At 60.3% G+C, this 12,467-nt stretch carries 15 protein-coding genes and 1 pseudogene; 2 read left to right on the top strand and 14 right to left on the bottom strand.

Annotation, left to right across the window (positions count from 1 at the left end; all coding sequences use genetic code 11):
• Positions 1-44 precede the first annotated feature (44 nt).
• Both ACCD11_RS06185 and ACCD11_RS06190 read right to left on the bottom strand, forming a co-directional pair.
• Positions 45-1,394, bottom strand: a complete 1,350-nt coding sequence (locus tag ACCD11_RS06185) for an MFS transporter (RefSeq protein ID WP_413312992.1) — start codon at positions 1,392-1,394, stop codon at positions 45-47.
• 59 nt (positions 1,395-1,453) lie between these two features.
• A complete protein-coding gene (locus tag ACCD11_RS06190) occupies positions 1,454-1,825 on the bottom strand; it encodes a tautomerase family protein (RefSeq protein WP_413312984.1) in 372 nt (123 codons plus the stop codon).
• Positions 1,826-2,010: 185 nt separating this feature from the next.
• On the opposite strand from ACCD11_RS06190, the gene ACCD11_RS06195 reads away from it, so the two are divergent.
• A complete protein-coding gene (locus tag ACCD11_RS06195) occupies positions 2,011-2,349 on the top strand; it encodes a DUF4158 domain-containing protein (protein ID WP_413312994.1) in 339 nt (112 codons plus the stop codon).
• A 228-nt stretch (positions 2,350-2,577) separates the two neighbouring features.
• Here ACCD11_RS06195 and ACCD11_RS06200 read toward each other — a convergent pair whose 3' ends face one another.
• The 11 genes from ACCD11_RS06200 to ACCD11_RS06250 all read right to left on the bottom strand — a co-directional run bounded on the left by ACCD11_RS06200 (position 2,578) and on the right by ACCD11_RS06250 (position 11,390).
• Positions 2,578-3,954, bottom strand: coding sequence for an MFS transporter (locus tag ACCD11_RS06200; RefSeq protein ID WP_413312995.1), 1,377 nt, complete (start codon positions 3,952-3,954; stop codon positions 2,578-2,580).
• Positions 3,955-4,007: 53 nt separating this feature from the next.
• Complete coding sequence (locus ACCD11_RS06205) at positions 4,008-4,775, bottom strand: SDR family NAD(P)-dependent oxidoreductase (protein WP_209536935.1); 768 nt, start codon at positions 4,773-4,775, stop codon at positions 4,008-4,010.
• A gap of 136 nt (positions 4,776-4,911) precedes the next feature.
• Complete coding sequence (locus tag ACCD11_RS06210) at positions 4,912-5,676, bottom strand: SDR family NAD(P)-dependent oxidoreductase (protein WP_413312998.1); 765 nt, start codon at positions 5,674-5,676, stop codon at positions 4,912-4,914.
• A 169-nt stretch (positions 5,677-5,845) separates the two neighbouring features.
• Positions 5,846-6,634 carry an enoyl-CoA hydratase/isomerase family protein gene (locus ACCD11_RS06215; RefSeq protein ID WP_413313000.1) on the bottom strand — a complete coding sequence of 263 codons (789 nt, stop codon included), beginning with the start codon at positions 6,632-6,634 and terminating at the stop codon, positions 5,846-5,848.
• A gap of 30 nt (positions 6,635-6,664) precedes the next feature.
• Positions 6,665-7,561, bottom strand: coding sequence for an alpha/beta hydrolase (locus ACCD11_RS06220; RefSeq protein ID WP_413313002.1), 897 nt, complete (start codon positions 7,559-7,561; stop codon positions 6,665-6,667).
• A 24-nt stretch (positions 7,562-7,585) separates the two neighbouring features.
• Positions 7,586-7,717, bottom strand: a complete 132-nt coding sequence (locus ACCD11_RS06225) for a hypothetical protein (protein WP_413313004.1) — start codon at positions 7,715-7,717, stop codon at positions 7,586-7,588.
• Position 7,718: 1 nt separating this feature from the next.
• Positions 7,719-8,339 (bottom strand): flavin reductase family protein, encoded by a 621-nt coding sequence (locus ACCD11_RS06230; protein WP_413313006.1) that lies wholly within the window; start codon positions 8,337-8,339, stop codon positions 7,719-7,721.
• Between the two features lie 230 nt (positions 8,340-8,569).
• Complete coding sequence (locus ACCD11_RS06235) at positions 8,570-8,983, bottom strand: tautomerase family protein (RefSeq protein ID WP_413313007.1); 414 nt, start codon at positions 8,981-8,983, stop codon at positions 8,570-8,572.
• A gap of 64 nt (positions 8,984-9,047) precedes the next feature.
• A complete protein-coding gene (locus ACCD11_RS06240; RefSeq protein WP_413313009.1) occupies positions 9,048-9,458 on the bottom strand; it encodes a hypothetical protein in 411 nt (136 codons plus the stop codon).
• Positions 9,459-9,504: 46 nt separating this feature from the next.
• Positions 9,505-10,398 carry an alpha/beta hydrolase gene (locus tag ACCD11_RS06245; RefSeq protein ID WP_413313011.1) on the bottom strand — a complete coding sequence of 298 codons (894 nt, stop codon included), beginning with the start codon at positions 10,396-10,398 and terminating at the stop codon, positions 9,505-9,507.
• 8 nt (positions 10,399-10,406) lie between these two features.
• Positions 10,407-11,390: an MBL fold metallo-hydrolase gene (locus ACCD11_RS06250; RefSeq protein ID WP_413313013.1), complete on the bottom strand. Its 984-nt coding sequence runs from the start codon at positions 11,388-11,390 to the stop codon at positions 10,407-10,409.
• Positions 11,391-11,498: 108 nt separating this feature from the next.
• Here ACCD11_RS06250 and ACCD11_RS06255 point away from each other — a divergent pair, with 108 nt between their 5' ends.
• Positions 11,499-12,062: a winged helix-turn-helix transcriptional regulator gene (locus ACCD11_RS06255; RefSeq protein WP_413313015.1), complete on the top strand. Its 564-nt coding sequence runs from the start codon at positions 11,499-11,501 to the stop codon at positions 12,060-12,062.
• 86 nt (positions 12,063-12,148) lie between these two features.
• On the opposite strand, the pseudogene ACCD11_RS06260 reads toward ACCD11_RS06255, so the two are convergent.
• Positions 12,149-12,308: pseudogene (locus tag ACCD11_RS06260) on the bottom strand (IS3 family transposase); the annotation flags it as partial.
• Positions 12,309-12,467: the final 159 nt, after the last annotated feature.

A 12,467-nucleotide genomic window follows, 5' to 3' on the forward strand; every position in this document is an offset into this window, starting at 1 on the left:
AGTAGGTTTCGCCATCAAATCGCCCACCCTCAGCAGGTCGAGCGTCAAGGCAGCTGGCCGATGGCTCTCGTGTCGTGGCTGTGTGAAGAGATCGGCAGCCTTTGCCTGATCAGAGCAACCGCGACACCGCCGATGACCGCGGCAATTGCAATGGCGAGGAAGTTCTGCACCAGTGGCAGCTTCATAGAAACCAGCAGTCCAATCATGATCGGCGCCGCGATTGCGCCGATGCGCCCGACCCCCGAAGCAAAGCCGAGTCCCGTCGCGCGGATCGACGTCGGATAGAACTGCCCGGCATACGCATACAGCAGGATCTGCGTGCCCAGCGTAGACGCGCCGATGACTGCAACGATGAGGAACAGCGGCTGCGCTCCGTAGCCGAGCAGCGTCAGCGAGACCGCGGCGACCGCGAAGAAGGCGCTCGTCACCCACTTGATGTTCAGCTTGTCGGCGAGCCATCCGCCGCCGACAGCGCCCACGACTGCACCAGCGTTGTAGGCGAGCAGAAAGTTCAGCGAGGAACCGAGGCTGTATCCGGCCATGCCCATCAGCTTGACGAGCCACGAACTGAGCGCGTAGAGCGTGAACAGGCAGGTCATGAAAGCGAGCCAGAACATCAACGTGCTAAGGCCGCGGCCGTCCAGGAACAACCTGCCTATCGCCGGGCCTTCGGCTTTGTCCTCAGCTGGAACGAGAAACTCCTCGTGCGGCTCAAGCCGAATGTCGGGTCGCATCTTCCGGACCACTTCGCGCAGACACGTGTCGTTGTGCTGCTTGGCCAGGAACGGCAGTGACTCAGGCATGTACTTCAGGATGAACGGGATCAGTAACACCGGGGCGCCGGCGGCGATGAAGACCGATTGCCAGCCGTAGGTCTCGATGAGCTGCTTGCCAAGCAGCGCAGCGAGGATGCTGCCAACCGGGTAGCCGCAGCACATCAGCGTGACCATCACGCTGCGCACTTTCTTCGGTGAGTATTCGCTCATCTGGGCGGCCGCATTCGGGATGGCGCCGCCGATGCCGAGCCCGGCGAGGAAACGCATTGCGCTGAAAGTGATCGGGTCGTGGGTAAACCCGGCGGCCGCGGTGAAGACGCTGAAGAACAACACACAGATCGAAATTGCCCATCGGCGGCCAATCCTGTCGGCCAGCGCGCCGAGCGCGATAGCGCCGAACATCATGCCGAACAGCGCCGAACTGGCCATGAATCCCGCGGTCGCGGCCTCGACATTCATGGCTTTCATGATCGACGGAAGCGCGATGCCGGCGACCGCCAGGTCGTAGCCGTCAAGCACCAGGACCACGAAACACCAGAGCAGCACGGAGCAATGAAAGCTGTTGAACTTAGCCTCGTCGGCCAGTTTATGAACATCTATCGGGCGGGTTGATTTCATTGACTTGTCTCCTTATTTTTGTACGAGGTTTAGGACGCAGCGCGCAGACTGCCTTAACCTCATACGCGAGGGGCTTCGGGCAGGCGTTCGCCGCCACGCACGACGTACTTGGCGGGATAAAGCGCGACGAGAACCTCGACTTCGTCCTCTGAAGCCCCGGTGCACGCGCTCCAGATCGAGCTCACCCTTTTGGCCAGCGACAGCACGGCGCCGTCGCTGCGCCCGTCCCGTATGTGGCAGAAGATCAGCGTTTCAGCGGTGGGCTCTCCCGAACGGTAGGTGTTCTCGGGAGCGGCTTCATGGAAGACGACGCTGATCAGGTCGAGCGGCGAGAGGATGATTTCCCTGATGGCGCTGGTGAACTCGGCGGCCATCCTGGCCTTGACGCCGGCTGGGATTGCGGCCTTGCATTCGCAAACAATGACGGGCATTTCGTGTCTCCGTGGAAAGGGGGCTATTGAGGCTCCCAGTCTCTCGGAGCAAAGCCGTTGCCGATTGCAGCGCGGCGCCACCACTTGCTTGAGAGTGCTATTACATGGCGTCGTGCGGCCAGTTCTGCGCGAGCCGGTGCTGACCCCACATTGATCTCGCCGTTGGCACTCGCTCTCTCGTGCGCATGGGTGGGCGGCCGTTGAACACACTTTGGGCCCTGCCTGCTGCCCTGCTGCGTTACCTCAGCGCGGAGCTCGACATCGAGGTGTCCGATACCTTGCCTCGCTGCGATCGCTGTATACGCAAGCGCACTTTGTCGAACCATCAGCAACTGGCCTGCGAGACCCTTGGGTTCCGCTGGATCAGCGAACACCAGCGCCGAGCGCTCGTGCGGGTGCTGCGCGATGAAGCGCTGCGCCGCGTCGATCGTGAACAGCTTTTGGTGCATGTAGGCCAATGGCTGTATGAGCACCAGCTGATCATCGCGATTGGGATGTCGAGATACCCACGGACGACGGACTGATCGCCAAGGCGACACCGCCCCCGGCCCGCGCGGCCGTGCTACGTCGCCTGGCAACGCTTACCCTGTCGACCTCAACGCGTCAGCGCCGATGTTTTTCGACCAGATGGCGCTGGTCGTCATCCGATGCTGATGTCGTACGGTCCGTACGGCCGCATCGCCATGCTGCACGAGCCGCTGGTCGTAATGAGACTCCAACCATACCGAACGACCAGAAGGACCGTTCGAGGGTCAGGTTCGCAAACTGAGTGCCTGTGAGTTACCTATTTCAATACGCTCGATACGCGTGCGCTTATTGCGCATGCCCAAAAGGGCGACGGCGCAGGCTGCGACGACCATCGGCACCGCCAGCGCCAGGAAAATCTGTCCGAGTCCCCACCCCCAGCTCATCATGGTTGCGCCGATAAAGCCGCTGGCAATAGCGCCCAAGCGGCCGAAGCCATGCATCCAGCTGATTCCTGTCGAGCGGGCCGCAGTTGGGAATGACATAGCCGAGAGCGCCTGCAAGCCAGTCATTGATCCATGGAAGAAGCATCCCAAGGCAAACATCAAGACGCACAAGGCACCGAAATTTCTTGGTGCGACGCTGAGGGAGGCGAGGAATGCGCCAGCGATCAGAAACGTCGGTACCAGTACCCAGTGCGGACGTACCCGATCCATGATCGCACCGATACAGATCGATCCGATCGGACCGCCGAGCGTGATCAGGGACGTAATGACCACGCCCTGCCCGAGGGTGAAGCCGGCGTCCTTGGCAATGACTGGCAGCCAGTTGACCATGACGTACGTGGCGCACACGCCCATGAAATACGCCAGGCACAGCAAAAAAGTCCCCATGGCATAGGCTTTTGTGAACAAGATGGCGACAGATCCCTTTGATTGATCAACGGGTGTCGGAATCCAAAACGCGGCGTCTGAGAGGACGTTGGAGCTCTTGTCGATTTTGCGGAGAATTTTAGGGATGGCCGCAAGGCGTTTTCCTTTCAGCGTGAGAAACGCGACCGATTCAGGCAGCCACATGGCTAGGACGAGGGCCAATGCGATCGGGAGCAGCCCCCCAATTGCGATCATGACTCGCCATCCAAATGCCGGAAGCAGCCATGCCGCAATCAGACCGGCAACGGCAGCCCCGCCAGTAAAACCGCTATAGACGATCGTGACGATCAGCGAGCGTTTTCTCATGGGCGCATACTCGGAAATCAGCGTAACAGCGTTCGGCAATGCCGCACCGAGGCCGAGGCCTGTCAAGATCCGCAGCGTGATCAACATATTGACGTCTGCCGCCTGAGAGGAAACCAAGGTCAGCACGCCGAACCAGAACACGCTCGCGGTCAGAATGAGCTTGCGACCGTAGCGGTCGCCGATGGGGCCTGCAATGAGGGCGCCGGCTGCTACGCCGAAGAAAACTGCCCCCAAGATCGAGCCCATTTGCGACTTTGTAATGCCCCAGGTCCGAATGATTTCCGGCGCGGCGAAACCCATGATCGCGACATCCATGCCATCAAATGCAACGACCAGAAAAACCAAGATAATGATAAAGATTTGATAGCGTCCGACCGGCCGCTCATCGATGAATGAGCGGACATTAATTTTTTGATTCTCCGACATGGTTGTCTCCGTATTTTTTGTGTGGGTCAGCGCGAAGCGCGCCGTAGTACGGGTTAAATGATTGAACGACCGCCGTCGATGAGCAGGGTTTGGCCAGATATATACGATCCGGCTGGCGACGCCAGCAAAATCGCGGCGCCGACGACATCGTCTGGTTCGGCGATGCGGTTAGAGGGCGATTTTGCGGCCATCGCTTTTTCAGCTTCTGGGGTGTTCAACATGATTTGCGAGAACGCCGTGCGTACCATCGACGGGGCTAAGGCGTTGGCGCGAACGTTCCATTGCCCCCATTCCGCCGCGATGCTGCGTACCACGCCGTTCAGCGCAGCCTTGGCGGCACCATAGGCGCCGAGGGCCGGACTGGCGCGTTCCGATGCAATACTGGACGTCATGAGAACGCTCCCGTAGCGGCGTTCGGCCATCTCCGGCAAGAATTGACGGACCAACACCAGGTTATTTCGCACTGTTGTGAGGAGCAAAGCGCCCAGCTGATCAATGTCGGTGTCGGCAATCGGTCCGACCGGGACCGGGCCGGCCGCGTGGCAAACGACAATATCGACGCGACCGAAAGCGCGTTTGGATTCTTCGGCAAAGCGTTTGACGCCGTCCAGATTGGTGATGTCGCAGGGGATACCTTTGACGTCGAAACCCTCGCTTGCCAATAACGACGCTGCCGCATCGGTGTCCGACTGGAGATGGCTGGATACAATGACTTGCGCACCACATTGGGCCAAGCCACGAGCAATGGCCAGCCCCATTCCGGAAGTCGAGCCGGTTACTATTGCGACTCTTCCAGCAAGGTCAAACCCCTTGTAATTCATAGTGTTTTCTCCATGTCTCAATTTAATTAATTCAGAAATTGCAGGGCAGAACCGGCAAATTGTGTGGCGTACTGAACAGGAAACCCGTGGCCCAAATCTGGATCGACGATCTGTTGGGATCGGTTGGGTTCAACTCTTATTGCGCCAACACGCCGCCATCGACGGGAAGGATATGGCCGGTAACCATGCTCGATGCGGTAGTAGCAAGAAACAATACTGGCCCGGTCATGTCCGCAGGTTCGCACAGTCGTCCTAGCGGTGTCAGCGCTTCGAATTTCGCAACCGCTTCCGGTTGACTTGTGAGCGCTTCGGTCATTGGAGTGCGAATAATGCTCGGCGCTACAGCGTTGACGCGGATGTTGTAGGGCGCCCATTCGACAGCCCACGAACGGGTCATATTGACCACTGCGCCTTTAGTAGCCTGGTAGACAATATTCGGATACCAACCGCCGGAAATACCAAGTATCGATGCAGTGTTGACGATTCGCCCGCCGCCGCCATCGCGCATATGCCGCGCGGCGGCCCTGGCGCAAAGAAACATGCCGGTCATGTTTACTGCTACAACCGCATTCCAATCCGCGATCGTCAAATCAAACGAAGTGTTGCGCCGATTGATACCTGCGTTGTTGAATAGCACGTCGATTCGACCGTGTTGGCGGGCGACGTCCTTCATGACGCTTTCGATTGCGTCTTCATTGGACACGTCCGCAACCGCATGTTGTGCCATCGAGCCAATCTCGCTGGCCACCTGCTCTGCCGCCGCGCCGTTTGTATCCAGTACAACGACCCGGGCACCCGCGCCAGCAAACGTGTGTGCTAGGGCCCGGCCAATACCGCTACCGCCGCCAGTAACGACGGTGACCTGGCCAGTAAGGCGAAAATCGGGGAATGGATGAGGCATGTGAATTCCTTTGGTTAAGTAAGTGAGGACCGGGGGCAGGTCAACCCGTCACGACAGTGGCGCTGAGCGTTTCATGCCGCTTCCAGCGTGCCAATCCGCCCGTGCGCCTCGATCACCCGCTCCAGCAACTCGTGCACGTTCCGCTCCTTGACAGGGCTTGCGTGGCGGATCAACGGCCCTTGAATTCGAGCGGCGGGCGCGGCGTGCCGGCCTTCAGGGCCTTGATGGCCGAGGCAAGCCCGTCCTTCGCGTCTTCTGTCTCGAACAAGGGCATGGCAACGTTGAACATCACATCGTCGGCCGCCTGGACACCGCCGTTGGCCCAGGTGCGCAGCAAGGCCTTGTGCGCGGCGTGGGCGCGTGTCGGGCCGTGCACGAACTTCGCGGCGAAGGCATGCGCCTCGGCAAGCAGCTCGGCATCGGCGACGACGCGGTTGATCACGCCGAAGCGCTCCATCGTTGCGGCGGGGACGCGCTCGGAAGTCAGTGCCCATTCCATGGCACGTGCGCGTCCTGCGCGTTCGGCGACGCGGTAGATGCCGCCCAGCAGGGTGACCAAAGCAAGCGACTGTTCCGGATGGCAGAACGTTGCGCTTTCGGCGGCAAAGACGACATCGGCGCGCAACGCCAGCTCGAAACCACCGCCGGCGCATAAGCCGTGTACCACCGCGATGACAGGCAAGGGCAGGCGTTCGAAGCGATTGAAGACGTCCATGTAACCCTCGAAGCGCGCACGCAACTGGCGGGGGGTGTCGTCGGGCCACGGCACGATGTCGCCGCCAAAGCTGAAGTTCTCGCCTTCGGCGCGCACCAGCACGACGCGCGCGTCACTGCGTTCGATCGCGTTGATCGCCGTGGCCAGTTCGTCAACCATCTGGTCGCCGATGCGATTTTGCGGTGAGCGATCGAGGATGATCGTGGCAATGCCATGCTCGATGGTATGGGTGAGATGAGACATATCGGGCTCCTGCGTTGTCGCAAGTTGCGGTTACGCGAGGTGTTCCTTGAACCAGTCCAGCGCGGCGGCACTGGATTGATCGAATCTGGTGATGTATGGATCGAAGTGACCGCCGGGGATCGTCACGAGGCGCTTCGGCTCAAGGGCGCGCTCGTAGGCGGCCAGCTCGAGATCGGTCAGCGTGATCGTGTCCTGCAGCGCGACGATCATCAGCAGCGGCGTGGGAGACACGCGCGCAATCCACGCGCCCGGTTCGTACATGCGCGCGGCGCGCGTCGAGCGCACCGTGACGCTGTTCTCCCAGGCGCCGTCGGGCACGGGCTGCAGATAGAACTCGATGGCGTCCTTGGCGCGGTACGAAGCAGGGACGGCCGGATCGGCGCTGACGATCGTCTGCCGCCGCGGCGGCTCGCCGCGCGCCTGCGCGCGTTCGTCCGCCGAGAAGGCCTCCTCGATGCCGGCGACGGCGTCGGGCGGAATGCGGCGCAGTCCTTGCTCGAAGCCGCTGATCGTCGGCACCTGCGTGACGACCGCGCGCAAGCGGCGTTCGGTTGCGCCAAGCACGAGTGCGTGGCCGCCGGAATAGCTCGTGCCCCACAAGCCGATGCGCTTCGCGTCGACGATGTCCTGGTGTTCGAGGAAGCTGATCGCGCGCCGCCAATCGGCGATCTGACGCCATGGATCGATATCCTGGCGCGGCGTGCCGTCACTGGCGCCGAAGTTGCGGTGATCGTGCAGGAGGACGACAAAGCCGTTGGAGGCGAATTTCTCGGCGAATCGCTCCAAGCCGTGCTCCTTCACGCCTGCGTAGCCATGCGCCATAGTGATGGCGGGATGGGGGCCGGTCCCGCCGGTGGGCACATAGAGCCAGCCGCGCAGCGTGACGCCGCCCTCGGCTTCGAATGCGATATCGGTACGGTGAAACATGAGAGTTCTCCTTGTAGAAAGATGTCAGGCGGCGCCGTAAAAGTGACTGGCATCGACCTTGCCTTGCAGACGGCGGCCGAGTTCCGCGGAAAATTTCCGGACGCCATCAAGCGGCCGGCGATGAATTGCTGCGTGCACGATTTCGCTCGACGTCAAGTCAATCACCCGGTCGCTCAAGCGTGAAGAGCTGCCCCGCGCCGATTTCGAAGTAGTCGGCCGGCCCACCGCCGCGCAGGATCGGGCGCGCCCGCGCAGTCTGGTACACGCCGTCCTTGATCAGCTGCCGGTCAATGTGGATCGCTACTGCTTCGCCCAGCACCAGCCACGCCGGGAGCGCCGCGCCGTCCTGCGCCTCAAGCTGCACGATCTGGGTGACCACGCACTCGAACTGCACCGGACTAGCCGCAACGCGCGATGGCCGCACCTTGGCAGCAGGCAGCGTCTCCAGCTTGGCCAACTCGAACTCATCGACGTGTGCTGGCACAATCGCCGCGGAGGCGTTCATCGGCTCGGCGAGTTCACGCGTCGCCAGATTCCATACGAACTCGCCGGTGTCACGCGCGTTGGCGAGCGAGTCCTTCGCACCAAGCGAGCAAAAGCCGACGATCGGCGGCTTGTAGCTGAACAGGTTGAAGAAGCTGTAGGGCGCAAGGTTGCGCACGCCGTCGTTGGAGACCGTGCTGATCCAGCCAATCGGTCGCGGAGCGACGATGGCGTTGAGTGGATCGTGACGCAGGGCATGCCCCTGCGCCGGTTCGTAGAAATGCCAGTCGGTCATAGCTTTACTTCTTTGGGGCAGGCGCAAGGAGTGCAGCCTCCAACGCCTCCGGCTCGGTGCGCGTCCGAGGCACCAGGGCCGGAGTGGTGGCTGTATTCATTCCGATACTCGTCCAGAGAATGGTGTCGGATCGAAGCCAGATGAGACCCACGCCTGAGAAACGAACGAGACATCCGTTTCAAGTCAATTTCGCTGCCCCGTTTCCAAGGAACAGGGCAGCTTCGTGCTTCTTATTTGTTTACCCAAGGCATAGAGAGGTCGATGTCAGAGACCAGCTTTCCACCGCCGAAGCTCATGCTCTCCAAGGGAATGGCATACATCATCAGGGTGACATCGTCCTGGCCGACGCCAACCTTTTCTACTGCGTATCGGGTGACCAACTCCGCGAGCTTGCGCTTTTGCTCCACCGTCCTGCTCGTACCGGCCGTCACCGTTACGATGATGGCCTTGTCGGATCTCTTCAGGTTAGGAAAAGTCGGATGGATGAAGAATTCATCGTCCTTGTGCTCACTGATGATGACGAAACGGTCATCCATGGGCGTATCCATGGCTTCATGAAGAGCGAGATTCAAGGCATCCGCCAAAGCCCGTTTCTCTTCGCTAGAGAACTTTTGAGCCGGAATGTGGGCGTGAAACATTGGCATGAGTGTTTCCTCGGTCGTGTTGTTGAGGTTGCTTGAGGCAATGAAGTTGGGCTGTTTTCCCGGCTCAGCCAAAGAAGTCCTGACCAAGTGTTCCTGCGAGTCGCTCCTTGAGGCCAGACGAGAACTCACGAACGACGGGAAACGGGCTTTGGAAGAGCTTGATGTTGTTGATGAGGCCAGACTCATTCCGAGTGAGTATGGTGACGCCGGCGATCGGCTTGCCACCGTGGATGGCCTCCCACTCAAGGTAAGTCTTCCCACCGTCGACCGTCTCCGCAGTGAACACGAAGTCTTCGTACATCGTGCTCGTCGCGGTAAAGAACGCCCCGATGAGTGTCGGGCCGACCACGGCCTTGCTGAGGGGGGAGGTCTGAAGGCTGGCGTCAGCGGTGAACGACGCCGCGAACTCGCTCGTTCCTTTCTTCTTGACGATTTGCATCCATGCCGTTCCTGGCGGGTTGGTGTCAGTAGTCATTACGATCTCCAATCTAGTGTCTACGTTTTGGTTGAGGGCACGCGTGCTACTTCTCGAAGTGCCCGACGAGAAACTCGCCGGCTCTCTGCAGCGCGTCGTGGGCCTGAGGCAATGAGCCTGTCTGGATGTGCCAAACGTGCAGCATTTCCGGCCAGACCTCAAGGTGCGACTCGCCGCCGGCCGCGCGCACCTTTCGGTCAATTTCAAGCGCGTCGTCGAGAAGTACCTCGTCGCTTCCGACATGGATGAGCAGTGGAGGAAAACCGTGCATGTCGGCGAACATGGGTGAGATGCGCGGATCCTTCAAATCGTGGTTGCCAGCGTAAGCCTCGACCATCTCCCGCATCGCACTCGCGTTGACCATGGGGTCGCGGTCGGCCAACTGCGTCAACGAGGGCAGCGTCAGCGTTAAGTCTGCCCATGGGCTGATCAGTAGCGCTGCTCGCGCGTCCTTGTGGCCCTTCGAGGACGCGTAGGCAAGAACGTTGAGAACCATGCCACCGCCACTGGAGTCTCCTGTCACGGCGAACGGCTTGCCAAGTGCACGCAGTGCTTCGTAGCCGCGGATGGACTCGTCGTAGGAAGCCGGAAATGGGTGCTCTGGTGCCTTGGAGTGGTCCAGAACGATGACCTGGGACTTTGCCGTGCGAGACAGCTCTCCGAGCATCCCCAGATGCGAGGCAGGAGAGCCAGCCACCCAGCCACCACCGTGGAAATGGTAGATGACACGGTCTTTGGACGCGCCGGGAGCCGTAATCGCTACCGCGGCCACGCCACCGAGTTTGGTCGGCTCCACGGCCAGGTCAGCCGCCGGCGGGTTTGCCTGTGGAATTGCCTCCATGCCAACGCGGAGCGTCTCGATGGTTTGTTCGGGATGCGCAATGTTGAAGGCGAACATCGCATCGCGGAGCTTGCGGACGGAAGATGAATCGTAGGTCATGGGTCGACTCACTTCAGGTTGAGGAAGGTTGCCGGCACCCAGTCGTAGCCAGTGCCGGCGTCGGCCTTGCGAAGACGACCCAGGCCAGGGAACGGCATGTGGGCGGCGGCAATCATCGTCTTGTCCGCGGCGAGTTTCACAAGAAGGTCTTCACGCGTTTTGATGGCCGTCGGGCCGTCTGAGTCGAAGGCGATGCCGATTTCCGGGTGCGGCATCTGGACGGCGAGGACGTGAGCGGTGTCACCCCAGACCAGCAGCGACTGACCCTTTGAGGAAATCATGTAGCCGGTGTGACCGGGCGTATGGCCGGGAATGGCATACGGTGCGATGCCGGGGACGATTTCGTCCATGCCTTCGTACGGCTTCCACTTGCCGGCAGCGATGTAAGGCGCGGCGGCATCCTGTGCCACCTTGAAGAAGATTTTTGCGTCTTCCGGGGCCTTGGTCATAATTTCCTTCGACAGCCAGAAGTCGGCGTCGGCCTTCTTCATCATCACGGTCGCATTCGGGAAGACGCGTTTCCCGTTTTTGTAGATTCCGCCAGCATGGTCGGCGTGAAGATGGGTCAGCAGCACCAGGTCAACCTGCTCCGGCTTGTAGCCGGAGGCTTTCAAGTTCTGCACGAGCTTGCCCAGCGCGGGCGGGCCCCAGTGGCCGCCTGCACCCGTATCGATGAGAACGAGCTTGGAGCCGGTGTTGACGAGGAAGCCTTGGACGGTGGCCGAGACATTCTTGGGATCGTTTTGGAAGGAGCGCGCCAGGAGAGACTGGATGAGCGCCGGATCGCCATGCAGGAGGCTGGAGTCAATGCCGGCGCTGCCGTCATGGAGCGCGGTGACTTCATAGTCGCCAACCATCGCGCGATAGAAGCCCGGTACCTGCTTGTGCTGCATCGGCGCTGCAGCTTGGGCCGGCGCTACCGCAACGAAGGTGCCAGCGAATGCCAGCGATACCGCGAGCACGGCACGCGAAGTGATGGTGGAGAATTTCATAGTGTTTCCTAACGATCTGCCAATATCTCTACGGCACTTGCATTGTGCAAGTGGTTGAATAGTACGCCTACAACTTGCATAATGCAAGTAGAAATTTAGGAGAGGACTTTGTCGCAAACAAGACGATCGGGCTGCCCGATCAACCTGACGCTTGAGCAGATCGGCGACCGCTGGAGCCTGATCGTTATCCGCGATGTCATGTTCGAGAACAGGCGCAGCTATGGCGCTCTGCTTGAGCAAAACAAGGAAGGCATCGCCTCGAACATCCTCGCAAGCCGGCTGAAGCACTTGACCGCGTCTGGCCTGCTGACACGATCTTCGGATCCGAATCATCAGCAGAAAGGCATCTACAGCCTCACGGAAGCGGCCATACAGCTTGTACCTCTGCTCGCATGTATGGCGGCCTGGGGCCTTCGGCATACGCATCCGGAGGCGTCTTTGCGCTCGGAGTTGCTGGAAAAGGGCGGTCCTTCGCTTTGGAGTGCCTTGATGGATGAACTGCGTTACCTGCATCTCGGTGCACCGCGTCCGACGCGCTCAGTATTGGGCGAGTTCCGGACCGATCCGAGAGTTGAACAAGGGCGAGGGCCGCAATGCGCGGGCCCGTGCACCAAGCCCAACGCACAGGCGTTGGTCGATGCGAAATCGATACCGGCCCGCAACGCTACCTAGCCCGAAGGACTAAGCTTGCTTGACCAGCTACTGGGGTTGGCAGCTGAAACACTACGTTGGGGGCGGATAAAAACTTGGGACTGGTTTTATGTCGCAAGTCCAAGACTCTCTCGATATTCGATGGGGCTGAGAGAGCCAAGGGAGATCTTGATCCGCTTCTCGTTGTACCAGCGGATGTAGGACTTCTTTGATGAACTGTTCGACCGTGGCGACCCTCCAGTCCCGAGGGTAGAACAGTTCCGTTTTTCCAGTTGTACAGCGTCGGCCTGCACACGCCCAGCTTTTCGGCCACAGCCTGCGCGCCTTCTTCTCGATTGCAAAGTCCGATTGTTGATTTCCATGGAATCCTGACCCACGATTTCCATCGAATATTGACCCACCCTCTTTGCGAGCCAGCCGGCTCAC

It is taken from the genome of Variovorax sp. Varisp36, assembly GCF_047304235.1.
Classification (GTDB): domain Bacteria; phylum Pseudomonadota; class Gammaproteobacteria; order Burkholderiales; family Burkholderiaceae_C; genus Variovorax.